Raw genomic sequence first — 24,515 nt, 5'->3', positions numbered from 1 at the left:
TGGAGACGCCGTGCGGAGCGCGGCGGTCAGGCGCCCGGCACGCGCGGGAGTGCCGTGCGGAGGGCGGCGGCGTCGGTGAAGCGGACGCCGGTCATGCCCGCGCGCTCGGCGCCCTCGACGTTCTCGGGACGGTCGTCGATGAAGACGATCTCGGCGGGGTCGGCGCCGAGCCCGCGTGCCAGCTCCTCGTAGATCTCCCTGTCCGGCTTCACCAGGCCCATCCTGCCGCTGTAGAACCGGTGGCCGATGGCGGCGACCCAGGGCAGCTCGTCCAGGCCGTCTCCGACGCACACAGGCGCGTTGGACAGCAACGCCACGTCGCAGCCCGCCTCGAGCAGCTCGCCGAGCAGGGTGACCGTGCCGCGGTTGGGGTAGGCCCAGCTCGCGACGTCCATGGCCACCAGCCGCGCCACCTCGTTCTGCGCGGCGGGCCGGCCCAGCACCGCCGACCAGTAGGCGTGCGGGGTCAGGCTCGCCCGGTCGAACTCGAGCCGGTGCTCCCAGTAGCCGCGCTTGAACTCCTCAGGCTCGGCGCCGACGGCCCGCGCCATGGCCTCGGCGTCGGACTCGGGCTGCGGCAGGGAGAGGACGCCGCCGTAGTCGAAGACTATCCATGTCATGCCAGGAATGGTCGCAGATGCGGGTCCAGCGCCGGGCAGCCCAGATACTTCCCGGCGGTGTGGAAGTCGATCCAGTCGAGGTTGACGAGCTGCTCGACGTCCACCCCGGTGAAGCTGCCGGCCAGCGCGGGCGGGATGGCGGCGATGTCGTCCTTGTCGGCGATGTTCACCCAGCGCCTGACGCCCTTGGGCCGCTCGCCGCGGCCGTTGACGGGGGCGGGCAGGAGGCGTTCGAAGATGACGTTGCGCATGCCCAGCGGGCTGCCGAGCGTCATCAGCAGGTCCACCTCGAGGTCGGGGTTGGCCCACAGGGCCTCGTACGCGACGACGCTGCCGAGCGAGTGGGCGATCACCACCTTCGGCCGGTTCTTCCTGATGCACTCGGCCACGACCTGCCGCGACTTCTCGCGCCTGGCCTGGTCGGTGAGGTAGGCGGCCACCTCCGGCGCGAACAGCTTGGCGAACGCCGCCGACCTGCCGTCCAGCCGCTCCAGCAACCAGCCGGTGAACGACTTCAGCGCCCCCGTGACGTGCTCCCCCACGCCGAGCTGCCGCGCCCAGTCGACGAGGACCTGCTGGGCCTGCAGCTCCATGGCCTTCCTGGGCGCCGCCGCGCCGTACTCGTCGTCGCCGTCGTTGAGGAGGTGGGAGAAGTAGGCGATCTCGGCGAAGTACGCCCGCGGCTCCCCGCCCAGCCCCAGGTGCAGGTAGCGGTCCCATTTCCGCCGCATGACCTCGGCCGCCCCCGTCGCGGACCTGCCTGCCTGGAGGTAGTAGTCGTACTTGCCGATCCCGTGCACGCCGACGATGACGGCCACCGCGCCTCCCCGTGATCTTTTTGGCGGAATATTGCCATACGGCGCTTGCAAACGGCCGTCATCCGGCGGGGCGGGAGCGGTCCGGTGCGAAAATGCCGTTGCGACCGGCATATGGCAGCCGGATACGGTGACATGTCACAACAACGCGATGCTTCGAGAACAGGAGCTCCGAGCATGCCCGGCCCGCTGGTCGTCAACGACTCGATCGTCATTCCCGACATCGAGCTCGTCTGGCGTTTCTCCCGCTCCTCAGGCCCGGGGGGTCAGGGCGTCAACACCACGGACAGCCGGGTGGAGCTCACCTTCGACGTCGCCGCCAGCACGGCCCTGCCTCCCGCGCTCAAGGCGCGCGCCCTCGAACGGCTGGGGTCGGACACCATCACGATCGCCGCCTCCGAGTACCGCTCGCAGCTGCGCAACCGTGAGGCCGCCGCGCACCGCCTGGCGCAGCGCCTGCGCGAGGCCGTCGCCCCGCCGCCCAAGCGCCGCCGTCCGACCAAGCCCAGCCGGGGCTCCGTCGAGCGCCGCATCGCCGCCAAGAAGCAACGCTCGGACGTGAAGCGCCTGCGCCGCAACCCGTGACCCGCCCGGGTGAGCGGGACCGTCAGCCGATGAGGCGGGGCAGGGCGGCGATGTTGGCCGAGAGATAGCCGGCCACCGCCTCGGGGATCAGGTTGCGGGCGAAGAGCTCCGAACGCTCCAGCGGCACGTGCTCCACCTCGTACAACCCGCGCGAAGGATCCTCGAACTCGGGCCCGTGCCGCAGCTGCGGATCCATGGACACCAGACGGCAACCGAAGACATGCTGTGTCTTGACCTCGCCCCGCCACGGGTACGAAACGGTCACCAGGAAGGTCACGCCGGACACCGTAGCGCCCAGCTCTTCCAGCAGCTCGCGGTGCAGGGTGTCCTCCAGCGAGCCGTCCTCCGGCTCGACGTGGCCGCCCGGGACGGACCAGTAGCGCGCGCGGCCGGGGACCGTGCGCCGGAAGAGGATCAGACGCTCCTCGTGGTCGAGCAGGACACCACGGACACTAGGTCGCATACATACACCCTATTTGACCGGTATGTCCTTCGGGTAGCCTAACCTACGGTACCGTAACCTGAAGGAGAAGATCTTTTATGGCGATGACTCAGACGGAGCTCCTCCACGCCCTCGAGCCGGTCGTGGAGGTAGAGCTCAACCGCCACGAGAAGGTGGCGAAGGAGTGGTTCCCGCACGAGTACATCCCGTGGAGCGAAGGCCGCAACTTCGACGGCATCTACGGGGGCGAGGCGTGGGAGGAAGGGCACTCCAGACTGCCCGAAGCGGCCCGCGTGTCACTCATCGTCAACCTCCTCACCGAGGACAACCTGCCCAGCTACCACCACGAGATCGCCACCACGTTCGGCCGCGACGGCGCCTGGGGCACCTGGGTGCACCGGTGGACCGCCGAGGAGGACCGCCACGGCACCGCCCTGCGCGACTACCTGACCGTCACCCGCGCCGTGGACCCGGTGGCGCTGGAGCGGGCTCGCATGGCGCACATGGAGAGCGGCTTCATGACGGCGTACAACACGATGCTGCAGCAGCTCGCGTACGTCTCCTTCCAGGAGCTCGCCACCCGCATCGCGCACCGCAACACCGGCAGGGCCTCCGGCGAGGAGGGCTGCGAGCGGCTGCTGGCCAGGATCGCCGCCGACGAGAACCTGCACATGCTCTTCTACCGCAACCTGCTCAAGGCGGCCTTCGAGCTCGACCCGAACCAGACCATGCGCGCCGTGACCGACGTGGTGACCACGTTCCAGATGCCCGGCCAGGGCATGGACGGCTTCGCCCGCAAGGCCATGATCATCGCGAACGAGGGCATCTACGACCTGCGCCTGCACCTGGACGACGTGCTCATGCCGGTGCTGCGGCAGTGGTCGGTGTTCGACAAGACCGGGCTGGACGCCGAGGGTGAGAAGGCGCGCGAGGAGCTGTCGGCGTTCCTGGCGAAGGCGGACGCCACGGCCGCCAGGTTCGTGGAGCGCCGCGAGGAGCGCCGCGCCCGCGCCGCCGCCCGCCAGTAGGCCCGCGCCGCCAGTGAGCCCGCCGTCAGTGAGCCGCCGCCTGTGAGCCGCCGCCTGTGAGTTCACGCCGCCCTCAGGCCCGCGCGGCCTGTCGTCCGTGACAAGCAAGCACCCGGCGCCGCAGCCAGCCCCCCAGCGCCGGTGCTCCCCGTCTCGCTCCGGCGGGCCACCCCCTCAACACCGGTGTCCCGTCCCGCCGCTGTGCGACGGGCGCGCATGTCCGGACCAGGTAGGCGGCGTCCCCTTCTGACGGCAATGTCTGTGCGCCTCTTGACCCGCAGATGGTCTTGGACATCCGAGGCATCGGGCAGGTTCCCGGTAACACCGGAACCCCTGGGGAGCAAGGGTGAAAATCATCGGGATCGCCGCCAGCCTCCACGCGGGGTCATTCATCACCAGATTGCTGGACGCGGCGGGCGGCGAGCTGCCGCCGGGCGTCGGCTTCGAGGTGTGGCGGGGACTGGGCGAGATCCCGGCGTACCATCCCGGGCCCGTCCCGGCCCCGGCCAGAGAGCTGGTCACGCTGGTCGCGGGCGGCGACGCGATCCTGCTGACCGCGCCCGAGCACAGCCTGCTGCCGGTGGAGCTGACGTACGCGCTGGACTGGATGTCGGCGCGGGAGGGCCTGTCGGGCAAGCATGTGGCGGTGATGAGCGCGAGCGCGCGGGCCTGCGGGGCCATGTGGGCGCAGGCTGAGCTGTACAAGCAGCTCCTGGGCGCGGGCGCGGTCGTGATGGGGGCCGAGCTGGTCATCTCGCCCATCTGGCCGCACTTCGGCGAGGACGGCCGCCTGGCCGCCCCCGACCTGCGCACCCAGGTGCGCAACGTGATCCGGCAGCTGTGCCCCGCCGAGGTGATGGAGCCCGCGCTCTCCCTCTGATCAGGGGGCTTCCGGGGTCACTCGGTGCCGGGGCTCAGCCGGTCGAGCTTGATGGCCAGGTCCATCACCTCGGACCGGAGGAAGTTGAACTCGTGCTCGATCTCCGACCGGATCACGGCGAACTCGACGGCGATCTCCGTACGAACGTCGCCCTCCTCGCCGTACTCTCCGGCCCGGAACACGGCGGGCGCCGCGACCGCTCGCCTGACCCCCTCGACCTCGGTGCCGACCGCCGCGACCTCCTCCCCGAGACCGACCCGGGCCTCGGCGAGATCGGTTCGCAGGGCGGCCATCTCCGCCTGCAGCTTCTTGGACCGGTCGATGACCTCGCGCAGGAGCTCCTCCTGCTCCCGTGACTCCCTGACCCGATCCGTGGTGGTTTCAAGATCCTCGACACGGAGTTTCAGGTCGAGAATCTCCGCCCGTATGTCCACGCACCCCTGCCTTTGCTCACCGTACGGTCTCGCGTCAGCACATCGTCGCAGGCCGTCAAGGGCCGACGCGAACAGGAATAAAGGACGGGTGTGGTTCTTTCCACCAGGCCCACCGGCGACGAAAGCTCCATGCCTGTTCGGACCACCTGAAAACGGGCCCGAGCGGGTGGAGAAATCTTCTACCCGCTACCGCCGGTCCTCGATCTCCCACAGATGGTCGATGACGTGCCAGGCGATGCGCCGCAGCGCGTAGCGGGGCGGCCAGCCGGTCGCGGGGGGCGGCTCCCAGGGGCGCGACAGGACCTCCGCGAGCTCCGCCCGCATCGCGTCCCGGTCCTCGACCGACCTGTACGGCTTGTGCCGCACGCCGGCCTTCCTGGCGAAGGCGCGCTCGGCGTCCGTCACATGGTCGATGATCTTCGTACGGTCCCGGCCGCCGCCGCGCGGGCCCCTGCGCAACTCCTCCGGCGAGCCGGCGGCGACCTCGTCGAACAGCTCCCAGGCCGCGCGCAGCAGGGCGACCGAGCGCTCGGCCTCGGCGCCGGGCAGCGGCTCCAGATCGAGGTCCGGCACCTCGTACGGCACGCCGAAGTCGGTCGTCGACGTCCCCGGCACCCTGGCCACCACCTGGGGCTCGCCGGGCGCGAACGCCAGCCCGGCCCGCTCGGCGATCACGCGGTAGCGGGGCACGTAGTCGGCGAGCCGGTCGAGTGCCGCCTCCTCGTCCTTGCCGATCCGGCACCAGCCGGGCCAGTCGAGCGAGCAGGCGAACACCTTCTTGGGGCCGAGCTCCAGGTAGACGCGGGTCATGGGATCGAGCCTGCCACGCGTACCTGTCAGCGGCCGTCAGGTACGCGCTACCTCCCTTGAGAAGGGAGGAGTGCGGCGGGGCCGCCGGACGGAACGGTGCGGCGCCGCACGAGCGGGCGCCTGAGGTGGGGCGGCGCACGAGCCGCGCCAGAGGCGGGCGGCGCCGCACGAGCCGGTGGGTGCGCGGTGGGACGCCGCACGAGCCGGCGCGAGAAGCGGGGCGGCGCCGCACGAGCCACTGGGTGGGCGCTGGGGCGCCGCGGGAGCCGGGGCGGGCGGTGGGGTGGGTGGGTCAGATGAGGTCGATCAGGTCCGCGACCGAGTCGACGACCAGCGAGGGACGGTAGGGGAAGCGGTCGATCTCGTGGCGCTGGGTGACGCCCGTGAGCACGAGGATCGTGAACAGCCCGGCCTCCATGCCCGAGACGATGTCGGTGTCCATGCGGTCACCGATCATGGCCGTGGTCTCGCTGTGGGCCTCGATCTCGTTGAGCGCGCTGCGCATCATGCGCGGGTTGGGCTTGCCGACGAAGTACGGCTCGACCCCGGTGGCCTTGGTGATCATGGCGGCGACGGCACCGCAGGCGGGCAGGGAGCCCTCGGTGGAGGGGCCGATCGGGTCGGGGTTGGTGGCGATGAAGCGGGCGCCGCCCTCGATGAGCCGGATCGCGCGGGTGATCTGCGTGAAGCTGTAGGTGCGGGTCTCGCCGAGCACCACGTAGTCGGGGTCGAGGTCGGTCAGCACGTAGCCGACCTCGTGCAGCGCCGTGGTCAGGCCGGCCTCGCCGATCACGTAGGCCGAGCCGCCGGAGCGCTGGTCGTCCAGGAACTGGGCGGTGGCCAGGGCGGAGGTCCAGATGGACTCGGGCGGCACGGCGAGGCCCGCGCCCGCCAGGCGGACGGACAGATCGCGCTGGGTGTAGATCGAGTTGTTGGTCAGCACCCGGAACTTCCTGCCGGATTCGCTGAGCCGCTTGATGAATTCGTCCGCACCTGGGACCGGTCGTCCCTCGTGGACGAGGACGCCGTCCATGTCGGACAACCAGGAGTCGATCCGCTTACGCTGAGTCACGCGCCCCATCGTACCGAGCGCGCCTTATCGACTTCCCGCCCGGCACATGAACAATGTTCCTCATGTCGTTCACTGAATCCGCCCAGGACATGCGGGACGAGCTGGTCCGCCTCAGGCACTCGCTGCACGCCACTCCGGAGCTGGGGCTCCACCTGCCGCGCACCCAGGAGAAGGTGCTCGCGGCGCTGGAGGGGTTGCCGCTGGAGATCAAGACGGGCACGGCGCTGAGCTCCGTCACCGCCGTGCTGCGGGGCGGCAGGCCGGGCCCCGCGGTGCTGCTGCGGGGCGACATGGACGCCCTGCCCGTGACCGAGAAGAACGATCTGTCCTACGTCTCCCAGCTCCCCGGCCAGATGCACGCCTGCGGCCACGACCTGCACACCGCCATGCTGGCGGGCGCCGCGCACCTGCTGAGCGCGCGGCGCGAGGAGCTGGCCGGCGATGTGATCTTCATGTTCCAGCCGGGCGAGGAGGGCCATCACGGCGCCAGGTACATGATCGACGAGGGTGTGCTGGACGCGGCCGGCGCGCGGCCGGTGGCGGCGTACGGCATGCACGTGGTGTCGGCGATGTTGCCTCCCGGGCTGTTCGCTTCCCGGCCGGGGCCGATCATGGCGGCGGCCGACACGTTCTGCGTGACGGTGAAGGGACGCGGCGGGCACGGTTCGAGCCCGCACCGCTCGCTGGACCCGATCCAGGCGGGCTGCGAGATGGTGACGGCGCTGCAGACGATGGTGACCAGGACGTTCGACGTGTTCGACCCGGTCGTGGTGACGGTGGGCAGTTTCCACGGCGGGTCGGCCGACAACGTGATCCCGGACGAGGCCAGGTTCGACGCGACGGTGCGGACCTTCAGCAAGGACAACCGGGTGCTGGTCAAGCGGCGGCTGGTGGAGGTCGTGCAGGGCATCGCGGCGGCGCACGGGCTGGAGGTGGAGCCGTCGTTCAACAACGGCTACCCGGTGACGGTCAACGACGGGAGCGAGGCGGAGTTCGTCGGCAGGACGGCCGACGAGCTGTTCGGGCCGGGGCGGTACTTCGTCTCGCCGCAGCCGGTGATGGGGTCGGAGGACTTCTCGTACGTGCTGGAGAACGTGCCGGGCGCGTTCGTGTTCCTGGGGGCCTGCCCGTCCGACCGGGATCCGTCGACGGCGCCGTACAACCACTCCCCCGAGGCGATCTTCGACGACGCGGTGCTGCCGGACGGGGCCGCGCTCTACGCGCAGCTCGCGCACGCGCGGCTGTCGGCCTGACATGCGCGCCTGGGTGGTCGGGCGGCCGGGCCCGATGGCGTCCGGGCCTGTCGAACTGACCGGCAGGCCGGTGCCGGAGCCGGGGCCCGGCGAGGTGCTGGTGAAGGTGGAGGCGTGCGGCGTGTGCCGTACGGACCTGCACCTGGCGGAGGGCGACCTGGCGCCGCGCCGCCCCCGCACCTCGCCCGGCCACCAGGTGGTCGGGCGGGTGGAGGGCACCGGCGAGCGGGTGGGCGTGGCGTGGCTGCGCTCCACCTGCGGCACGTGCCGGTACTGCCTGCGGGGCATGGAGAACCTGTGCCCCACGTCGGCCTACACCGGGTGGGACGCGGACGGCGGGTACGCCGAGTACGTCGTCGCGCCCGCGGACTACGTCTATCCCCTGCCCGGCGACCGGCCGGCCGTGGAGCTGGCGCCGCTGCTGTGCGCCGGGATCATCGGCTACCGGGCGCTGTCCCGGTGCGAGCTGCCGCCGGGCGGGCGGCTGGGGATCTACGGGTTCGGCGCGTCCGCGCACCTGACGGCGCAGGCCGCGATCGCCCAGGGCGCCGTGGTGCACGTGGTCACCAGGTCGGCGGCGTCGCGGGAGCTGGCCCTGGAGCTCGGGGCCGCCAGCGCCACCGGCGAGGCGGCGGGCCGGCCGCCGGAGCCGCTGGACGCGGCCATCCTGTTCGCGCCGGTGGGCGAGCTGGTGCCGGCGGCGCTGGAGGCCCTCGACAGGGGAGGTACGCTCGCGGTGGCGGGCATCCACCTGACCGACATCCCGGTGCTGAACTACGAGCGGCACCTGTTCCAGGAGCGCACGGTGCGCAGCGTGACCGCCAACACCCGAGCCGACGGGCGGGCCTATCTGGAGCTGGCGCTGGCGCATCCGCCGCGCGTGACGACGGTGCCGTACCCGTTCGGGGAGGCCGACCGGGCGCTGGGCGATCTGGCGGCCGATCGGGTGAACGGGGCCGCCGTCCTGATCATGGACTGAACCGGCACTTGATGGAGATAAGCACCAGTCCATACACTCATGAAGGAAAGTTACATTAGCCTCACAACCTCTGGAGATTATTGACGTCGATCGGGCCCGATCGTAATGTCCGGTCAATCCCTAGAGACATCCCCCGGAGCGGCAAATGAAGCGACTGGCAGCGGTAGTGACGTTGCTGGGCCTTGCCACCGCGACTGCGGCGTGCAGCGGTGGTTCGACCAACACATCCGGCTCGGGCGGCGGTGGCGGCGGCGGGCTCTTCACCACGATCGACGTGACCAGGCCGGGCCTCGAAGCGACAGCGCCGGCCAATCCGTACAACCCCAAGGGCAACTCCTTCGTGGGTTACAACGCGATGAGGATCGGCTGGGTCAAGAACCACCTGACCGACCCCAACCAGGCTCTCCCCGGCATCGCGGCGAGCTGGGAGATCGCGCCCGACAACTCGTCGATCACGCTGAAGCTCCAGCCGAACGCCAAGTGGTCCGACGGCAAGCCGGTCACCGCCGAGGACGTCAAGATGTCCATCGGCATCGCCTACACACAAGGCAGCACCGCGTTCTCGATCACGCCCGGCGCGGCCGGCGCGGCGGCCGAGGTCACGGTCGTCGACCCGCAGACCCTCAAGATCACCCAGGACATGGCCAACCCCAGTCCGAAGTTCGCCCGCGGCGTGCTCGACACCAACGTCCTGCCCGCGCACGTGTGGGGCAGCGTGCTGCCTACCGACTTCTGGGACAAGCTCAAGACCGCCCGAGGCGACGGTGCCGACGCCGAGAAGGCTCGCGAGGAGATCACCGCCCTCGGTGAGAAGGTCATCGCCTTCGCGCCGCCGAAGGACGTCAGCGCCGGCCCGTTCGTGCTGGAGCGGGTCAACCCGTCCGAGGCGTTGCTGGTCAAGAACAAGAACTTCTACAACGCCGCGAACGTGGCCCCGGCGCAGGTGAAGTTCCTCAACTACACCGGCAACGAGCAGATCTGGAACTACCTCACGCAGGGCAAGCTCGACCAGGCCGGCTTCACCGCCACCCCGAGCGACGTGATGAACCGCATCAAGCAGGCCCCGGGCAACGAGGTCATCAAGGGTTACTCGCCGGTCGCCGTCGGCATGGCCTTCAACCAGAGCAAGAAGCCGTACGACAACGTCCACGTGCGCCGCGGCCTGGCCTACCTCATCGACCGCGACCAGGTCACCAAGGTCGCCTCGCCCGAGGGCGGCACGCCGGCCACCACGACCAGCGGCATCCACCAGAAGGCCGCGCAGGCCTGGATCCCGGAGACGGTGCCGCAGCTCGAGCCGTACAAGGCGGACGTGGCCAAGGCCGAGGCCGAGTTCGAGCAGGCCGGCCTGACCAAGAAGGACGGCAAGTGGACGCTGGCCGACGGCTCGGCGTGGAAGGTCTCCATGCACGCGCCGTCCGGGTTCACCGACTGGCTGTCGGCTCAGGAGAACATCAAGAGCCAGCTCGTCAAGGCCGGCGTCGACGCCGAGGTCGTCACGACCGCCGACTACCCGCTCTACCTGGAGGAGCTGGCGGCCGGCAAGTACGACGTCGGCTTCTGGCTGATGGCGCTCGGCCCCGCGCCGTACGACATCTTCCAGCGGCTCTACGGCGCCTCCAACGGCTGGACCAACGTCGGCAACAAGGTCTCGCACTCCGCGCCCGGCAAGAGCGGCAACTGGATGGGCGGCCCCGAGGAGATCGAGGTCGACGGCCAGAAGATCAACCCCGGTGAGCTGACCGCCAAGCTGAACACGGTCGGCGCCGAGGAGGCCAAGCCGATCATGGCCCAGCTCGCCAAGGCCGCCAACCAGGACCTCCCGGTCATCCAGCTCTGGGACTACGTCAACACCCTGTTCGTCAACAACAACCGGTTCACCGGCTGGCCGCACGACGAGGAGATCCTGCGCGGCGGTGGCAGCGTGCTGATGTCGGGCGTGTGGATCCAGCAAGGTCTGATCAAGGCGAAGCAGTAGCCTATGACGCTCATCGCACGGCGACTCGCGGGCCACCTGGCCCGCGGGCTCGTCATGATCCTCGTAGTGGCGACGATCACCTTCTTCATCGTCAACAACATCCCGGGCGACCCCATGGCCGCCCGCTACGAGAAGCTCATCGAAGGAGGCATGTCGCCCGAGGCGGCGGCGCAGGCCGTGAAGGTGCTCTACGGGTTCCAGCCCGACGGCACGCTGTGGCAGCAGTACCCCGAGTACCTGTCCGGCCTGGTGCGCCTCGACCTCGGCGAGTCCGTCACCAGGGCAGGCACCCCCGTGGTGACCGTGCTGGGCGAGGCCGCCAAGTGGACCGTTCTACCGGTGCTGGCGGGCACGCTGCTCAGCTTCCTCGTCGGCGTCATCCTGGGCGTGTTCGCGGCCATCAAGCGCACCGGCAAGCTGGGCGACGCGCTGGCCGTCTCCGGCTCGCTGCTGCACGGCATCCCGCAGTACGTGCTGGCGATGCTGCTGGTGGTGATCTTCGCGACGCTGATCCCGATCCTGCCCGCCGACGGGTCGGTGGACATCCTCTACGAGCCGGGCTTCAACGCCGGCTACATCGGCTCGCTGATCGAGCACGCCATCCTGCCGGTCGTCACCTACGCGCTCTCGGCCTACGGCGGCTGGATCCTGGCCATGAAGTCCAGCGTGGTGACGGTGCTCGGCGACGACTTCATCCTCGCGGCCGAGCTGCGCGGCGTGAAGCGCTCGATCATCTTCCGCTACATCACGCGCAACGCGATCCTGCCCCTGTTCACGCTGCTGGCCCTGTCGCTGGGCCTGCTGCTGGGCGGCGCGGTGTTCATCGAGAAGATCTTCAACTATCCCGGGCTCGGCTGGTTGCTCATCACCAGCGTCCAGGACCGTGACTTCGCGGTGATGAGCGGGGCCTTCCTGCTGATCACGGTCGCGACCATCCTGGCCAACATCGTGGCCGACCTGTTCTACACCGTGATCGACCCACGGGTCCGCAGCGGAGAGGAGTCGTCGTGAGCGCCACGCTCATCCCCGAGACCGGCTCGTCCACCGCCTCGGCCATGCGGCGCAACTTCTGGCGCGGCGTGTGGCGCGTCATGCGGCGCAAGCCCAGCCGGATGGCCGGGGTGGTCATCCTCGCCGGATTCATCCTCATGGCCGTGGTCGGGCCGATGATCCTGCCCGAGCACCTGCCCACCAACCCGAACGCCCTCACGCAGCCACCGAGCTGGGAGCACTGGTTCGGCACCGACCCGCAGGGGCGTGACGTGACCGCGCTGGTCATCAAGGGCTCCCGGTACGTGCTGCTGACCGCCGCGGTCACCGCGCTCATCACGGTCGTGGTCGGCACCGCGATCGGCCTGTACTCCGGCTTCAAGCGGGGCCGCTGGGACACCGTGCTCATGCGGCTCACCGACATGAAGCTCACCATCCCCGGCCTGCCGCTGCTGCTGGTGCTGGCGACGGTGTGGCAGTTCGGCAGCCCGATCCAGATGGGCCTGGTGCTGGGGCTGCTCGGCTGGGGCGGCGTGGCGCGGGCGGTGCGCTCGCAGACGCTGTCGCTGCGCGAGCGGGGCTTCATCGAGGCGGCGCGCGGGCTGGGGCTGTCCACGACGCACATCATCGGCAAGGAGCTGCTGCCGAGTATGGCGCCGTACATCGCGATGAACATGCTCATCTCGGTCACTGGGGCCGTTTACTCGCAAGTGGGGCTGTTCTTCCTGGGCGTGCTGCCGTACGAGTCGGACAACTGGGGCGTCATGCTCAACCTGGCCGTCTTCCAGGCCGGCGCCATGATCACGCCGTCCGCGCTCGGCTACCTGCTGGCCCCGCTGCTGGCGATCCTGCTGCTGACACTCGGCATCGTGCTCGTGGTGGACGCCATGGACGAGATCTTCAACCCCCGGCTGCGCGAGGAGTAGCACGTGGTTCAGCAAGCGCCGGGAGTGCGCATCGGCGGCCTGACGGTCGTCTACAAGACCCCCGCGGGCGAGCTGCCCGCCGTCCGCGACGTCAGCCTGACGCTGGAGCCCGGGTCGATCACCGGCATCGTCGGCGAGTCCGGCTCCGGCAAGTCCACGCTGGCGCTGTCGCTGCTCAACGCCGTCCAGCCGCCCGGCAGGATCGCGGCGGGCAGCGTCGAGATCGACGGGCTCGGCGACGTGGTGGGCCTGCGGGGCGAGCAGCTCCGCAAGGCCCGCGGCAAGCACATCGGGTACGTCTTCCAGGCCGCCCAGAACTCCCTCAACCCGCTCAAGACGGTCGGCAAGCAGCTCCTCGACCTGGGCCGCTCGCACGGCGTGGAGGACCTGCGCGGCCTGGTGCGCGAGGCCAGGGAACTGCTGGGCAGGATGGGCCTGGACGGCGCCCGGGTGCTGGACTCGCACCAGCACGAGCTGTCCGGAGGCATGCGCCAGCGCGTCGGCATCATGCTGGCCCTGGTGCTCAACGCCCACCTGGTCGTGCTGGACGAACCGACCACGGCGCTCGACATGATCACCCAGGCGAACATCCTGAAGATCGTCCGCGAGGTGCACGCGGAGCGCGGCCTGACGACGCTGGTCATCACGCACGACATCGGCGTGGTGGCCGAGGTGGCCGACCGGCTGGCCGTCATGTACGGCGGCCGCCTGGTCGAGCAGGGCCCCACCAGGGAGGTGCTGGGCGCGCCCCGGCACCCCTACACCCGGGGCCTGATCAAGGCCATCCCCCGGCTCGTCGGCGACATCGACGAGGCGCAGGCGCTGCCGGGCCGGCCGCCGACGCTGGCCACCGTGCCGGAACAGGGCTGCGTGTTCAGGGAGCGCTGCCCGCTGCGCATGGACGTGTGCGACACCGTGGACCCGGAGGCGGTGGCCGACGGCCCGAGGACGGTCGCCTGTCACGCCGTAACCGTGCCTGTGCCGGACCCGGGCACCATGGACAGGGAGCATGCATGATCACCGGTACCGGGGTCGTCAAGACCTTCAAGCAGCGGGGCAAGCTGCTCGGGGCCCGCGAGGTGCGGGCGCTGCGGGGCGTGGACTTCGCGATCCCCAAGGGCGGCGCGGCCTCGTTCATCGGCGAGTCCGGCTGCGGCAAGACGACGCTGGGGCGGATCATCGCGGGGCTGGAGTCGTACGACGAGGGGGATCTCGCCATCGACGGCGTCTCCATGTCGGCGCTGAAGCCCAAGCAGCGCCAGCCGCACTTCCGCAAGATCCAGATGATCCATCAGGACCCGTACTCGGCCCTGAACCCGACCAGGACCATCCACCAGACGCTGCACGCGCCGCTGGCGCTGCGGGCCCGGCAGACCGGGCGGTCGCGGCAGTGGATCGACGAGCGGGCGGCCGAGGTGCTGTCGCTGGTGGGCCTGGACCCGGGCACGGTGCTGTCGCGCTACCCGCACCAGCTCTCCGGCGGCATGCGGCAGCGCGTGGTCATCGCCCGCGCGCTGACCGTGGACCCGGAGATGCTGGTCGCCGACGAGGCGGTCTCGATGATCGACGTCTCGCTCCGGCTGGGCATCCTGGCGCTGCTGAAGGACCTGCGCGAGCGGCTGGGCGTGAGCGTGCTGTTCATCACGCACGACGTGGCCACGGCCCGCTACATCGGCGCCGACGGCGAGCTGTACGTCATCTACCGCGGCCAGGTCGTCGAGCGCGGCCCGGTGGACACGATCATCGCCGATCCCGTGCACCCGTACACGCAGTCGCTGCTGTCGGCGATCCCGGTGCTGCACGGGCTGGAGCTGCCGGGCGAGGAGCCCGTGGTGCCGCTGGAGTCGCTGGACGAGAGCCAGTCGGACGAGGGCTGCCTGTTCGCCCGCCGCTGCCCGTTCCGGGGCGAGCGGTGCGCGAGCGAGCGGCCGCTGCTGCAGGTCACCGAGGGGGTGCCGCAGGAGCACGCGTGCTTCTACCCTGAGCGGCGCAGCGTGATCGCCCGCCCGATGAGCGAGGTGTGATGTCCTCTGTCAAGGCGGCGGATCTTGGCGAGGCGGCCAGGATCGCCGAGGCCGCGCTGACGCTCGACGCCGGGGAGGCGGCCGTCCTGGTCGGGCACCTGTCGCGGCCCCCTGCCGGGCGGCGGTGGACGGCGCTGGCCGTGGACGGCGGCGTGGTGCTGGCCTCGATGTCGGATCAGGACCCGGGCGTCGGGCATCTCGACCTGCTGGCCGTGCACCCCGGCGCCAGGGGCGAGGGGCGCGGCAGGACGCTGGTGCGCGCGGCCGAGGAGTGGCTGCGGGAGCAGGGGGCGCGCCAGGCCCGCTTCGCCGGGAACCCGCCGTGTTACGCCTGGCCGGGCATCGACGTGCGCTACACCGCCGCCGCCTGCCTGGCCGAGAGCCTCGGCTACGAGCGCTACCACGTGGCCTGGAACATGACGGCCGACCTGTCCGCGGACCTGTCCGTGGAGGACGAGCTGGCGCGGCTGGAGAGGGCGGGCGTCACCGTGCACGCCGCCGCCCCCGGGACAGGCGGGGATCGCGAGCGGGTGGCCGCGTTCGTCGAGGAGCACTGGAACGAGCGGTGGGCCTGGGAGGCGGTCACCGGGGCCGGGCTGCACTACGCCGAGCGTGACGGGGAGATCCTGGGCTTCGCCGCCTGGGGCGCGCGGCCCGCCTGGTTCGGCCCGATGGGCACCGCCCCCGGCGCGCGCGGCCTCGGCCTGGGCCGGGTGCTGCTCCGCAGGTGCCTGGCGGAGCAGCGGGCCGCGGGCCAGGACAGCGCCCAGATCGGGTGGGTGGGGCCGTTGCGGTTCTACTCGCGCGCGGTGGGCGCGCGAGCGGAGCGCGTCTTCTGGCTCTACCGGCGCGACCTGGCGTGATGGCCTCAGCGGTAGAGCAGCGATCCCTCGGGGCGGCCCGGTGGCGGGCACAGCTCGCGCGGGTCGGCGCCGGCCTCCAGGCACCTGGTCAGGGTGTCGGACCCCCACAGGTGGTCCATGAACAGCTCGGGCCCCTGCCAGCGCAGGTCCCCGGGGTAGAGGGTGCGGGCCACGTGCAGGATGGACAGGCCCGTCAGCACCGGCCTGAAGGCGTCGCGGTCGTGCACGTGGAGCTGCACCCCCCGGACGGGGACGCCGGCGTGCTTGTGGAACGTGGGCGTGAACCACACCTCCCTGAACCCCACCCCCGGCAGCCCGAGACCGGCCAGGGCGGGCGCGAACCGCGCGTCGGCGTACGGGGCCCCGATCAGCTCGAACGGCCTGGTCGTGCCGCGCCCCTCGGAGAAGTTCGTGCCCTCGACGAGGCCGGTGCCCGGATAGACCAGCGCGGTGTCGGGGGTCGGCATGTTGACCGAGGGCATCACCCAGGGCAGCCCGGTCGCGGCGTACGTCATGTCGCGCCGCCAGCCCTCCATCGTGACGACCGTCAGGTCCACGCCGAGCCCGAAGAGCCCGGCCAGCTCCCCGGCGGTCCTGCCGTGCCGCAGCGGCAGCGGGAAGCGGCCCACGAAGCTGGCGAACGCCGGGTCGAGCGGCGGCCCCTCCTCGACGGTCCCGCCGAGGGGGTTGGGCCGGTCCAGGACCACGAAGCGCAGGCCGAGCCGGGCGGCCGACTCCATCAGGTCGTACATGGTCCAGACGTAGGTGTAGAAACGGGCGCCCACGTCGGCGATGTCGAAGACCAGCGTGTCCACGCCGGCGGCCGCCACCACGCGGTCCAGTTCCTCCCCGGAGAGCTGGTACGTGTCGTACACCGGCAGCCCGGTCCGCTCGTCCACGGTGTCGCCCTCGGCCCCCGCCGCCTGGGCGGTGCCGCGCATGCCGTGCTCGGGGCCGAACAGCGCGGTCAGCTTCACCCCCGCGGCCAGCAGGGCGTCGGCCGTGGGGGTCAGGTCGGGCAGGACTCCGGTGGGGTTGGTGATCAGGCCGAGGCGGGTGCCTCCCGCGAGGGCGGGGTCCGCGGCCAGCCGTTCTGCTCCGGTTCGTACGTGTGGCATGCAACCCATTGTCTGAAAGATATTTACAAGAGAGAAGTAGAGGGTGGAAATTAGCGACATGATTGATCCGCTGCCCGAGCTGTCCACCGAGCAGAGCGATCCCCGCTACAGCCAGATCGACCGGCTGCCGACCGAGCGGATCGCCCGCCTGATGAACCAGGCCGACGCCGCCGTGCCCGCCGCCGTGGCGGTGGCCATCCCGGCGATCTCGGCGGCCATCGACGCGATCGCCGACAGGATGGCCGCCGGAGGGCGGCTCTTCTACGTCGGCGCCGGCACGTCGGGACGCCTGGCCGTGCTCGACGCCAGCGAGTGCCCGCCCACGTTCGGCACCGATCCGTCGCTGGTGCAGGGCGTGATCGCGGGCGGGCCGGACGCGCTGACCCGGTCCGTCGAGGGTGCGGAGGACGACGCGGAGGCGGGCGCCGGCGCGCTGAGGGACCTGGAGGTGGGACCGCTCGACTCGGTGGTGGGCGTGTCCGCCAGCGGGCGTGCCCCTTTCGTGCTGGGCGCGCTGGCGGAGGCCGCGAGGCGCGGGGCGCTCACGGTCGGCCTGTCGTGCAATGACGACGCGCCGCTGTCGGCCGCCGCGGAGCACGCGATCGAGGTGGTCGTGGGGCCCGAGCTGGTGACCGGCTCGACCCGGCTGAAGGCCGGCACGGCGCAGAAGCTCGTGCTGAACATGATCTCCACGATCTCGATGGTCAAGCTGGGCCGCACGTACGGGAACAAGATGATCGAGATGTCGGCCATGAACAGCAAGCTCGCCGGGCGGGCCATGCGCATGGTCGCGGACATCACCGGCGCCGACCGCGAGACCGCGGGAGCGGCGCTGGACGCGGCGGGAGGCCAGGCGAAGGTCGCGGTGCTGATGATCCGGCACGGCCTCGACGCCGACGGCGCCCGCGCGCTGCTGGAGTCGCACGGCGAGCGCCTGAGCGACGCGCTCAGCGGCTGACCGATGCGCTGAGGAGCGGCTGAGCGCCTGAGCGACGCGCTGAGCGGCTGACCGGCGCGCTGAGGAGCGGCTGAGCGCCTGAGCGGCGTGTTCAAGGAGCCGGGAGGGGCTGAGCGGGCGGCCCACGGGGGTGAGGGGGAGAATGAGCGACAGGCTGGAGGCGATCCTGGCGGACGCGGTGCCGCGCGTCTGCTCGGCCGCGGTGGCGCTGATCGCCGCGGACGGCTCCATGGTGGCCTCGGCCGCCACCGGCGAGCTCGTACGGTACGCCGACGCCGGCGGGAGCCTGGCGCCGGAGCGCCCGCCCGCGGGCCCCGGCTCGATCTTCGACCTGGCCTCGGTCAGCAAGCTCTTCACCACGGTCGTGCTGCTCTCGCTGGCCGAGGAGGGGCTGCTGGGCCTCGACGAGCCCGTGACCGGCCGGATTCCCGGCGCCGATCCGCGGATCACGCCGCGCCGCCTGCTCACGCACACGGCCGGCCTGCCCCCGATCCGCCGGATCGACCGGGAGCTGCCCGGCGCGGACGCCGCGGCGCGGATGGAGGCCATGGTGCGCACGCCGATCACCCACCCCGTCGGCGGGCCGTACCTCTACAGCGACGTCGGCATGGTGATGGCGGGCCGCCTGGCCGAGCTGGCCGGCGGCGCGCCGCTGGACGCGCTGGTCCGCGCCCGCATCACGGACGTGCTCGGGCTGGCCGGCACGGGCTACCGGCCCGCCCGCGCGGACCGGATCGCGGCCACCGAGTGGAAGGCCGGGCGGCCGGGGCCCGGTTGCGTCCGGGGTGAGGTGCACGACGAGACCGCGTACGCGCTGGGCGGCGTGGCCGGGCACGCCGGGCTGTTCGCCCCCGCCGGGGATCTGCTGGCCTTCGGCGAGATGCTGCGGCGCGGCGGCGGCCCCGTGCTGCGCCCCGGCAGCGTGGCCGAGATGACGCGCGACCAGGGGGTGCACGGCGCGCCGTTCCGGCACGGGCTGGGCGTGCGCATCGGCGACCCCGGCATCGTGGGGCCGCTGGGCGAGGCCTACGGCCACTCGGGCTTCACCGGCACCTCCCTGGTGATCGACCCGGCCCGCCGCCTGACGGTGGTGCTGCTGACGAACGCCGTGCATCCCGTACGGGGCCGCGACGGCATCCGCGAGCTCCGTCACGCGGTGGCCGCGGAGGCGTCGCGCCTCGCGCCCTGAGCGCTGGTGACCGCCGCACCACGAGCGGCTCACGCGGGTGGTGCCGCCCGGACCCGCCTCGGCTGACGTAGCCTGCACATATGTCCGTCCACTTGAACCACACCATCATGCCGGCCAGGGACAGGGACGCGACGGCCGACTTCCTCGTCGAGCTGCTCGGCCTGGACCCGGCGCCCGAGTACGGCCCGTTCCGGGTGGTCTCGCTCGGCAACGACGTGTCGATCGACGTCGTGCAGGCGGGCGACGAGCTGCCGTCGCAGCACTACGCGTTCCTGGTCAGCGAGGAGGAGTTCGACCAGATCTGGGGCCGGATCAAGGAGCGCGGGCTGACGTACTGGGCCGATCCGTTCCACCGGCAGGAGGGGCGGATCAACACCAACGACGGCGGGCGCGGCCTCTACTGGTCCGACCCCAACGGCCACAACCTGGAGATCATCACGGTGCCGTACGGCGGCGGTTAGGGCGCCAGCGCCTCCAGCGCCTCCTCGGCCCGGCGCATCGCCTCCTTGGCGTCGGACGCGGGTATCTCGCTGTCGAAGTTCAGGTCGTGGAAGACCTCCGTGACGCCGGCGGCGCCCAGGGCTTCGACGTCCCGCCTGATCTTGTCGTAGGTGCCGGTCAGCGGGCGGTCCTCGTCCCGCGCCCGCACCTGCGTGGAGCCGCGGCACACGAGCCGGAACGCGCCCGCGTCCCGTCCCGCCGCGTCCAGCTCCGCCTTGATCAGCCCGATCCGGGCGGTGATGGAGGCCAGGTCCTCCCTGCTGGAGCTGACCCAGCCGTCGGCCAGCCGGGCCGCCCGGCGCAGCGCCACGTCGGCCGTGCCGCCGAGCAGGATCGGCGGCGGGCCCGGCAGCGGCTTGGGGTCGACGTGGGCGGGCGGCACGCGGTAGAACTCGCCCTCGTGCTCCACCACGTCGTCGGTCCACGCCTTGCGCAGCACCTCGACGAACTCCTCGCCCCTGCGACCGCGCCGCGCCATGTCGACGCCGGTCGCCTCGAACTCCTCCGGCAGCCAGCCCAGCCCGATCCCGGCGGTGAGCCTGCCGCCCGAGAGCGTCTGCAGCGTGGCGAGCTGCTTGGCCAGCGGCACGGGCTGCACGTACGCGTTGATCACCGCGACGCCCAGCCGGATGCGGCTGGTCACGGCCGAGACATGGGCGAGCGTGACGATCGGGTCGTGCACGGCGCGATAGGTGGGCCCCATCGGGTGCCCGACCGGGTACAGCAGCCGCTGGAACGTCCAGAGCTCGTGGTAGCCCAGCTCCTCGGCTCGTACGGCGATGCGGCGCAGGTTCTCGGGTGTGGCCCAGGGCCCTGACACGGGTACGGCGAAACCGACTCTCATGGGACCTAGTCTGACCGACGTGGATCTGCCGCAAGAACGGGCGGGTCACCGGCGTCGATGCCGCGGGGCGTGCCCGGCCGGCGTCCGGGCACGCCCCGCGGGTCAGCCGGCGCCTCCTGTGACCGTGACCAGGTGGAGGGCCTTGTCCGGCCCGGCCGTGGCGTGCCCGCTCCACATCACGAGGTAGGCATATCTGCCGGCGGCCCCAGGCGTGTCGGTGAAGGTGTACGAGCCGTCGGCGTCCGTGCTCACGGGCGGGAGCATGACGCTCTCGGAGCTGCCGTCGACCTTCACGCTGCGCTGCACGGTGATCGTGGCACCGGGTGCGGGCGGCCGGCCGCCCGCCGTCAGCACGCCGGTAAACCGCATGAGCTCGCCGACGGTGCCCGACACCGGCCCGTCCAGGGTGAGGGAGGAGACGTGCCTGACCGTCACGGTGGCGGAGGCGCTGCTCCAGCGGGATTTGATGTCGCCGTCCCAGAGCACGGTGTAGGTCACCTCGCCGACGCCCGGTGGCGTGTCCGTGAAGGTGAACCTGCCGTCCACGCCCGTCTTCACACCAGCGAGCGGCTCGTTCGTCCCGTCGGGGAGGCGGCGGGTCACGGCGAGCGGCTGGCTGCCGGGCGACTTGCCGCCGGCCCGGGTGAGCCGCCCCTCGATGGTGACCGGTGTATCGAGCCACGCGCCGGCCGGGGCCGTCAGCGTCAGCTCGGAGGCCGGCAGGGCGACGCCGTGCAGCCGCCACAGCAGCAGCCGGCCCGCCGAGTCGCGCAGCAGCGTGAAGACGTCCGGCCCGGAGAACGCGACGCCGCCGGGGATCAGCTCGGCGTCCGGCTGGTCGGCGGAGAACACCGCCGTCCGGGTCGCGGCGTCGTAGAGCGTGAAGTCGGTGCCCCACTGACGGCCCGCGGCGACGCGGGTGCCGCCCGGGCCGATCGCCACGGCGGACGGGTAGCCGTCCCATTCGTCCCCGTAGGCGCCGGTCGACGTCAGGGTGGTGGTGTCGAAGGTGGTGAAGTGCCCGGGGGCGTCGGCCGCCGCGATCAGCGTGGAGCCGTCGGAGGTGAGGACGAGCTCTTGGATCCTGTCCAGGTTCGACGCCTTGCCGTCGATCTGGCCGCGCAGCGCCGGGGCGCCGCCGCCGACGTCGTAGACCAGCAGCTGGGGAGCGTGCATGCCGGTCTCGCCGACCACGAGCGTGTCGCCGGCGACCGCGAGCGCGGGAGGCCGGGCGTGGACGCGCCCGAGCGTCACCGGCGTAGGTGCCGCTGCCGTCAGGTCCAGGCCGACGGCGCCGCCGTCATGGCCGCCCGGCTCGCCGCCGCAACCGTGTCCCACCCACAGCCAGTCGCCGGACAGGGCCAGCGTGGACGGGCACGGATGGGCGGACAGGTCGATCCGCCGGAGGACGGCGAGGCCGGCGGTGTCGATCTCGGCCACCTCGTCGGAGCCGGCGAGCACCGCGTACAGGCGGGTGGCGTCCGCGTTCAGCACCAGCTCGGCGACGCCGGACAGGCCGGTGACGGACTCGCCGATGGTCTTTCCTGTGCTGTCGGCGACGATGATCCGGTCCTGGGCGGAGACGAACACCCGCCCGCCGCCAACGGCCAGGCCGGCGTCGAAGCTGTCGAGGCTCACCCCGAGATCGGTCGTGGTGTCGGCGGCCGAGGCGGCGGGGGCTGCCACGGCGAGCAGGCTCGTGATCAAGCCGGCGGCGCCGCAGTAGGCGGCTAATCGGCGAACCAGCGGGTGGGGCACACGGACCTCCTGCGAAAATGGGAACACAAGTTCTCATAACGTCCTACAGGCGCTTCCACGTCAAGACCCTCAAGTCGGGAGAAAGCCGAACTCTCCGCGATACACCTGGACGACACCGAATCGTGATCAAGCACGCCTCGCCCGCACGGATGCGTACGCTCCTTTACCTGCCGAATACCCTGTACGAGTGGGTCTTGAAGCTGAGCTGGCGGGTATCGCCACGGCGTACGGCGGCACGGGCAAGCCCGTGTTACATCCGACGCGCACGGACGTCGTGGTGTTACGCATGGGCGAGGTCGTCGTCAAGGCCCATTCGGCGCGCGACGACGCCGAGGCGCTGCGGCCGAGGCTGCGGGTCGCCGCGTCGGCCTCGGTGAGCGGCGTGATGCTGGCCCCGCTGGAGCCCGAGGTGCTGTCGGCGGGCGGGCGCGCGGTGACGGTGTGGCCGGCGGGCCGGCCGGTCTCGCACGACGATCCCGGCTCCGCGCCGTGGGAGGAGGGCGCCAGGCTGCTGGCCCGGCTGCACGCCGTCCCCCTCACGCTGCTGCCCCCGCTGCCGCCCGCCGGAGGGCCCGCCAGGGCCGCCCGGGCGGTGAGCCGGATGACCGGCGACGGGCCGGTGGAGCAGCTCGTCAGGCGGGCGTTCAAGGAGCTGCCCGAGCCGGCGCCGGTGCCCGGCCTGCTCACGCACGGCGACTGGCACCTGGGCCAGCTCGTGCACCGCGACCGGTGGCTGCTCATCGACGTCGACGACCTCGGCGTCGGCGATCCGGCGTGGGACCTGGCCAGACCTGCGGCCTGGTACGCGGCGGGGCTGCTCGAACCGGCCGTGTGGGAGCGGTTCCTGGGGGCGTACCTGGCCTCCGGCGGGCCCGCGCTCGGCCAGGGCGACGACCCGTGGGCGCGGCTCGACCTGCCCGCCCGCGCGCTGACCGTTCAGCTCGCCGCCGTGGCCGTGGTTAACGCCGACGGCGAGGGCCGGGAACTCGACGAGGTCGAGCACTCGTTAATCGAGTCGTGCAACAGAATCGTCCGAGCATGACGGGGGTTGCGCGCGGTAGGTTTCACCCTGAGACCTCGAAGTCAAGGAGAGCGACTTAGATGCAGTGCCCCAAGTGCCGCGGGAACATGCGGACCTATGAGCGCAACGGCGTCCACATCGAGCAGTGCGACAACTGCCGTGGGATCTTCCTCGACTACGGCGAGCTGGAGACGCTGACCCGGATGGAGTCGCAGTACCACGCGGCTCCCCCGCCTCCCCCCGCCGCCCCCGGCCCGGCCTGGGGCGCCCCTGCCCCGCACCACGGCGGCGGCCACTACGGCCACCACCGTCAGCGCAGCTGGGTGGGCATGCTGTTCTCGACCTGACGAGACCCGGCCCGCCGGGATCTGACCTCGCGAGAGCTGACTCGATGAAGGCCGCGCGCCGGCGCGGTGCGCGGCCTTTCCCTCGCGGTCACCCGGGGAAGTCGTCCGGGTCCACGGGCGCGGTGCGGGCGTTGCCGCCTCTGATCGAGTGCAGGGTGATCCGCCAGTCGTGCCAGAGGATCTGCGTGGCGGTGAACGTGGTCTTGAACTTCACCGTCTTCTCGAACCGCTCGAAGCTGCAGTCCCTGGTGAACGCCTTGGTCTTCCCGTCCCAGTCCGCGCCGTGGGTGAAGTAGATCTTGTAGCTGCCGTCCCGCACGCCTCTGATCTTGAACTTCGCCTTCTTCCGCACGTACACGCTGAGCACCTTGCTGCCGCCCTTGAGCACGGTGACCACGGCGTCGAGGCTGCCGCCGTTGTCGATCTCCAGCGAGCTGCGCCCGTTGAGCGTGCTCCTGCGGATGAACGTGCCGTTGCGCAGCCGCCTGGTCTGCCGCTCCCCCGCCTTCACCGACACGACGTCGGCCGGGTAGTCGCCCGCGCTCTGCAGCGCCTTGCCGGCCTGGTCGAGCGCGTTCAGCTTGTCGCCGAGGTCGGCGAGCACGGCGGAGGAGGTGCACAGGTCGCGCGCGCCGACCTTGCCGGACGTGGCGCCCAGCTCGGTGGCGACGTCGCGCAGGCTGGTCACGTACGTCTCGTGCTGGCCGCGCACGGCCTCGGGCGGGGTGAGCGCCGACAGCGCGTCCGCGGCGCCGCTCAGCTCCTCCTCGGCGCGTCCCACCCGCTGGTCCAGGGCCTTGAGGCCGCGCGCGCCCGCCAGTGCGGTGATCGCGTCGGCCATCGCCTTGTGCCGGCTCTCCAGCTCGCTCTTGTACGCCTCCGGCGTCAGCTCGGCCGAGGTCTGGCCGCCGCCGGTGCCTGCCTGGGGGACGATGCCGTTGCCGCCCGCGACGCCCGTGACCTTGGGCTCGCCGCCGGTCGGGGACAGCGTCCCGGAGGAGCACGCGCCGAGGGAGGTGAGCGTCACCAGTGCGAGAAAGCTGGAGATCAACCGGGGTGTAGCCACCTGCCACACTATCG

At 71.6% G+C, this 24,515-nt stretch carries 26 protein-coding genes; 16 read left to right on the top strand and 10 right to left on the bottom strand.

What is annotated here, in order from left to right:
• Positions 1–26 precede the first annotated feature (26 nt).
• Together AB0I79_RS03850 and AB0I79_RS03845 are read right to left on the bottom strand one after the other, a co-directional pair.
• On the bottom strand, positions 27–620 hold the full coding sequence (locus AB0I79_RS03850; RefSeq protein WP_357866451.1) for an HAD family phosphatase: 594 nt from the start codon (positions 618–620) through the stop codon (positions 27–29).
• The gene (locus AB0I79_RS03845) at positions 617–1,438 is read right to left on the bottom strand and encodes a hypothetical protein (protein ID WP_357866449.1); all 822 of its coding nucleotides are present in this window, start codon (positions 1,436–1,438) and stop codon (positions 617–619) included. The genes AB0I79_RS03850 and AB0I79_RS03845 overlap by 4 nt, the downstream gene beginning before the upstream one ends.
• 174 nt (positions 1,439–1,612) lie before the next feature.
• Here AB0I79_RS03845 and arfB point away from each other — a divergent pair, with 174 nt between their 5' ends.
• Positions 1,613–2,020 carry an alternative ribosome rescue aminoacyl-tRNA hydrolase ArfB gene (gene arfB, locus AB0I79_RS03840; protein WP_357866447.1) on the top strand — a complete coding sequence of 136 codons (408 nt, stop codon included), beginning with the start codon at positions 1,613–1,615 and terminating at the stop codon, positions 2,018–2,020.
• A gap of 22 nt (positions 2,021–2,042) precedes the next feature.
• Here the strand turns inward: arfB and AB0I79_RS03835 are convergent, their stop codons facing one another.
• Positions 2,043–2,483, bottom strand: coding sequence for an NUDIX hydrolase (locus AB0I79_RS03835; RefSeq protein WP_357866445.1), 441 nt, complete (start codon positions 2,481–2,483; stop codon positions 2,043–2,045).
• Between the two features lie 77 nt (positions 2,484–2,560).
• Between AB0I79_RS03835 and AB0I79_RS03830 the strand changes: the two genes are divergently transcribed.
• Both AB0I79_RS03830 and AB0I79_RS03825 read left to right on the top strand, forming a co-directional pair.
• Positions 2,561–3,490: an acyl-ACP desaturase gene (locus AB0I79_RS03830; protein ID WP_357866443.1), complete on the top strand. Its 930-nt coding sequence runs from the start codon at positions 2,561–2,563 to the stop codon at positions 3,488–3,490.
• A gap of 346 nt (positions 3,491–3,836) precedes the next feature.
• Entirely contained in the window at positions 3,837–4,370 is a 534-nt protein-coding gene (locus tag AB0I79_RS03825; RefSeq protein WP_357866441.1) for an NAD(P)H-dependent oxidoreductase, read from the top strand.
• Between the two features lie 17 nt (positions 4,371–4,387).
• On the opposite strand, the gene AB0I79_RS03820 is transcribed toward AB0I79_RS03825, so the two are convergent.
• From AB0I79_RS03820 to AB0I79_RS03810, 3 genes are all read right to left on the bottom strand, one after another.
• Positions 4,388–4,804 (bottom strand): hypothetical protein, encoded by a 417-nt coding sequence (locus tag AB0I79_RS03820; protein ID WP_357866439.1) that lies wholly within the window; start codon positions 4,802–4,804, stop codon positions 4,388–4,390.
• Positions 4,805–4,990: 186 nt separating this feature from the next.
• On the bottom strand, positions 4,991–5,614 hold the full coding sequence (locus AB0I79_RS03815; protein WP_357866437.1) for a hypothetical protein: 624 nt from the start codon (positions 5,612–5,614) through the stop codon (positions 4,991–4,993).
• A 292-nt stretch (positions 5,615–5,906) separates the two neighbouring features.
• Complete coding sequence (locus AB0I79_RS03810) at positions 5,907–6,695, bottom strand: HAD-IIA family hydrolase (protein ID WP_357866435.1); 789 nt, start codon at positions 6,693–6,695, stop codon at positions 5,907–5,909.
• A 53-nt stretch (positions 6,696–6,748) separates the two neighbouring features.
• Between AB0I79_RS03810 and AB0I79_RS03805 the strand changes: the two genes are divergently transcribed.
• The 8 genes from AB0I79_RS03805 (at position 6,749) to AB0I79_RS03770 (ending at position 15,699) form a co-directional block, all read left to right on the top strand.
• Positions 6,749–7,939: a M20 family metallopeptidase gene (locus tag AB0I79_RS03805; protein WP_357866433.1), complete on the top strand. Its 1,191-nt coding sequence runs from the start codon at positions 6,749–6,751 to the stop codon at positions 7,937–7,939.
• A gap of 1 nt (position 7,940) precedes the next feature.
• Positions 7,941–8,918 carry a zinc-dependent alcohol dehydrogenase family protein gene (locus tag AB0I79_RS03800; protein WP_357866431.1) on the top strand — a complete coding sequence of 326 codons (978 nt, stop codon included), beginning with the start codon at positions 7,941–7,943 and terminating at the stop codon, positions 8,916–8,918.
• Positions 8,919–9,063: 145 nt separating this feature from the next.
• Complete coding sequence (locus tag AB0I79_RS03795; RefSeq protein WP_357866429.1) at positions 9,064–10,896, top strand: ABC transporter substrate-binding protein; 1,833 nt, start codon at positions 9,064–9,066, stop codon at positions 10,894–10,896.
• Positions 10,897–10,899: 3 nt separating this feature from the next.
• A complete protein-coding gene (locus tag AB0I79_RS03790; RefSeq protein WP_357866427.1) occupies positions 10,900–11,907 on the top strand; it encodes an ABC transporter permease in 1,008 nt (335 codons plus the stop codon).
• Positions 11,904–12,812, top strand: a complete 909-nt coding sequence (locus tag AB0I79_RS03785; protein ID WP_357866425.1) for an ABC transporter permease — start codon at positions 11,904–11,906, stop codon at positions 12,810–12,812. The genes AB0I79_RS03790 and AB0I79_RS03785 overlap by 4 nt, the downstream gene beginning before the upstream one ends.
• A gap of 3 nt (positions 12,813–12,815) precedes the next feature.
• Positions 12,816–13,829, top strand: coding sequence for an ABC transporter ATP-binding protein (locus AB0I79_RS03780; protein ID WP_357866423.1), 1,014 nt, complete (start codon positions 12,816–12,818; stop codon positions 13,827–13,829).
• Positions 13,826–14,836, top strand: coding sequence for an ABC transporter ATP-binding protein (locus AB0I79_RS03775; protein ID WP_357866421.1), 1,011 nt, complete (start codon positions 13,826–13,828; stop codon positions 14,834–14,836). Before AB0I79_RS03780 ends, AB0I79_RS03775 begins: the two co-directional genes overlap by 4 nt.
• Positions 14,836–15,699, top strand: coding sequence for a GNAT family N-acetyltransferase (locus tag AB0I79_RS03770; protein WP_357866419.1), 864 nt, complete (start codon positions 14,836–14,838; stop codon positions 15,697–15,699). Before AB0I79_RS03775 ends, AB0I79_RS03770 begins: the two co-directional genes overlap by 1 nt.
• A 5-nt stretch (positions 15,700–15,704) precedes the next feature.
• On the opposite strand, the gene AB0I79_RS03765 is transcribed toward AB0I79_RS03770, so the two are convergent.
• Positions 15,705–16,817, bottom strand: coding sequence for a DUF1343 domain-containing protein (locus AB0I79_RS03765; RefSeq protein ID WP_357866417.1), 1,113 nt, complete (start codon positions 16,815–16,817; stop codon positions 15,705–15,707).
• Between the two features lie 58 nt (positions 16,818–16,875).
• On the opposite strand from AB0I79_RS03765, the gene murQ reads away from it, so the two are divergent.
• The 3 genes from murQ (at position 16,876) to AB0I79_RS03750 (ending at position 19,425) form a co-directional block, all read left to right on the top strand.
• Positions 16,876–17,775, top strand: coding sequence for an N-acetylmuramic acid 6-phosphate etherase (gene murQ / locus AB0I79_RS03760; RefSeq protein ID WP_357866415.1), 900 nt, complete (start codon positions 16,876–16,878; stop codon positions 17,773–17,775).
• Between the two features lie 142 nt (positions 17,776–17,917).
• On the top strand, positions 17,918–18,964 hold the full coding sequence (locus AB0I79_RS03755; RefSeq protein WP_357866413.1) for a serine hydrolase domain-containing protein: 1,047 nt from the start codon (positions 17,918–17,920) through the stop codon (positions 18,962–18,964).
• Between the two features lie 80 nt (positions 18,965–19,044).
• Positions 19,045–19,425 (top strand): VOC family protein, encoded by a 381-nt coding sequence (locus tag AB0I79_RS03750; RefSeq protein WP_357866411.1) that lies wholly within the window; start codon positions 19,045–19,047, stop codon positions 19,423–19,425.
• Here the strand turns inward: AB0I79_RS03750 and AB0I79_RS03745 are convergent.
• Both AB0I79_RS03745 and AB0I79_RS03740 read right to left on the bottom strand, forming a co-directional pair.
• The gene (locus tag AB0I79_RS03745; protein ID WP_357866410.1) at positions 19,422–20,309 is read right to left on the bottom strand and encodes a TIGR03619 family F420-dependent LLM class oxidoreductase; all 888 of its coding nucleotides are present in this window, start codon (positions 20,307–20,309) and stop codon (positions 19,422–19,424) included. The two genes, AB0I79_RS03750 and AB0I79_RS03745, sit on opposite strands and share 4 nt — an antisense overlap.
• 102 nt (positions 20,310–20,411) lie before the next feature.
• A complete protein-coding gene (locus AB0I79_RS03740) occupies positions 20,412–22,067 on the bottom strand; it encodes a hypothetical protein (protein WP_357866409.1) in 1,656 nt (551 codons plus the stop codon).
• A gap of 187 nt (positions 22,068–22,254) precedes the next feature.
• On the opposite strand from AB0I79_RS03740, the gene AB0I79_RS03735 reads away from it, so the two are divergent.
• Together AB0I79_RS03735 and AB0I79_RS03730 are read left to right on the top strand one after the other, a co-directional pair.
• Positions 22,255–23,109 carry a phosphotransferase gene (locus tag AB0I79_RS03735; protein ID WP_357866407.1) on the top strand — a complete coding sequence of 285 codons (855 nt, stop codon included), beginning with the start codon at positions 22,255–22,257 and terminating at the stop codon, positions 23,107–23,109.
• Between the two features lie 59 nt (positions 23,110–23,168).
• On the top strand, positions 23,169–23,435 hold the full coding sequence (locus tag AB0I79_RS03730) for a zf-TFIIB domain-containing protein (protein WP_357866406.1): 267 nt from the start codon (positions 23,169–23,171) through the stop codon (positions 23,433–23,435).
• Between the two features lie 88 nt (positions 23,436–23,523).
• Here the strand turns inward: AB0I79_RS03730 and AB0I79_RS03725 are convergent, their stop codons facing one another.
• Positions 23,524–24,501: a hypothetical protein gene (locus tag AB0I79_RS03725; RefSeq protein WP_357866404.1), complete on the bottom strand. Its 978-nt coding sequence runs from the start codon at positions 24,499–24,501 to the stop codon at positions 23,524–23,526.
• Positions 24,502–24,515 lie beyond the last annotated feature (14 nt).

This window comes from Nonomuraea sp. NPDC050202 (assembly GCF_040656115.1).
GTDB lineage: Bacteria > Actinomycetota > Actinomycetes > Streptosporangiales > Streptosporangiaceae > Nonomuraea.
The sequence above is the reverse complement of the archived record's forward strand: the minus strand, read 5'-3'. Positions and strand labels throughout refer to the sequence as shown.

What these genes read in the sequence shown, in the direction of transcription:
- AB0I79_RS03755 (WP_357866413.1), top strand. Translation starts at nt 17,918, where the DNA reads ATGAGCGACAGGCTGGAGGCGATCCTGGCGGACGCGGTGCCGCGCGTC.
- AB0I79_RS03810 (WP_357866435.1), bottom strand. Translation starts at nt 6,695, where the DNA reads ATGGGGCGCGTGACTCAGCGTAAGCGGATCGACTCCTGGTTGTCCGAC.
- AB0I79_RS03770 (WP_357866419.1), top strand. Translation starts at nt 14,836, where the DNA reads ATGTCCTCTGTCAAGGCGGCGGATCTTGGCGAGGCGGCCAGGATCGCC.
- AB0I79_RS03830 (WP_357866443.1), top strand. Translation starts at nt 2,561, where the DNA reads ATGGCGATGACTCAGACGGAGCTCCTCCACGCCCTCGAGCCGGTCGTG.
- AB0I79_RS03750 (WP_357866411.1), top strand. Translation starts at nt 19,045, where the DNA reads ATGTCCGTCCACTTGAACCACACCATCATGCCGGCCAGGGACAGGGAC.
- AB0I79_RS03815 (WP_357866437.1), bottom strand. Translation starts at nt 5,614, where the DNA reads ATGACCCGCGTCTACCTGGAGCTCGGCCCCAAGAAGGTGTTCGCCTGC.
- arfB (WP_357866447.1), top strand. Translation starts at nt 1,613, where the DNA reads ATGCCCGGCCCGCTGGTCGTCAACGACTCGATCGTCATTCCCGACATC.
- AB0I79_RS03730 (WP_357866406.1), top strand. Translation starts at nt 23,169, where the DNA reads ATGCAGTGCCCCAAGTGCCGCGGGAACATGCGGACCTATGAGCGCAAC.
- AB0I79_RS03765 (WP_357866417.1), bottom strand. Translation starts at nt 16,817, where the DNA reads ATGCCACACGTACGAACCGGAGCAGAACGGCTGGCCGCGGACCCCGCC.
- AB0I79_RS03850 (WP_357866451.1), bottom strand. Translation starts at nt 620, where the DNA reads ATGACATGGATAGTCTTCGACTACGGCGGCGTCCTCTCCCTGCCGCAG.
- AB0I79_RS03790 (WP_357866427.1), top strand. Translation starts at nt 10,900, where the DNA reads ATGACGCTCATCGCACGGCGACTCGCGGGCCACCTGGCCCGCGGGCTC.
- AB0I79_RS03795 (WP_357866429.1), top strand. Translation starts at nt 9,064, where the DNA reads ATGAAGCGACTGGCAGCGGTAGTGACGTTGCTGGGCCTTGCCACCGCG.
- AB0I79_RS03835 (WP_357866445.1), bottom strand. Translation starts at nt 2,483, where the DNA reads ATGCGACCTAGTGTCCGTGGTGTCCTGCTCGACCACGAGGAGCGTCTG.
- AB0I79_RS03805 (WP_357866433.1), top strand. Translation starts at nt 6,749, where the DNA reads ATGTCGTTCACTGAATCCGCCCAGGACATGCGGGACGAGCTGGTCCGC.
- AB0I79_RS03745 (WP_357866410.1), bottom strand. Translation starts at nt 20,309, where the DNA reads ATGAGAGTCGGTTTCGCCGTACCCGTGTCAGGGCCCTGGGCCACACCC.
- AB0I79_RS03800 (WP_357866431.1), top strand. Translation starts at nt 7,941, where the DNA reads ATGCGCGCCTGGGTGGTCGGGCGGCCGGGCCCGATGGCGTCCGGGCCT.
- murQ (WP_357866415.1), top strand. Translation starts at nt 16,876, where the DNA reads ATGATTGATCCGCTGCCCGAGCTGTCCACCGAGCAGAGCGATCCCCGC.
- AB0I79_RS03775 (WP_357866421.1), top strand. Translation starts at nt 13,826, where the DNA reads ATGATCACCGGTACCGGGGTCGTCAAGACCTTCAAGCAGCGGGGCAAG.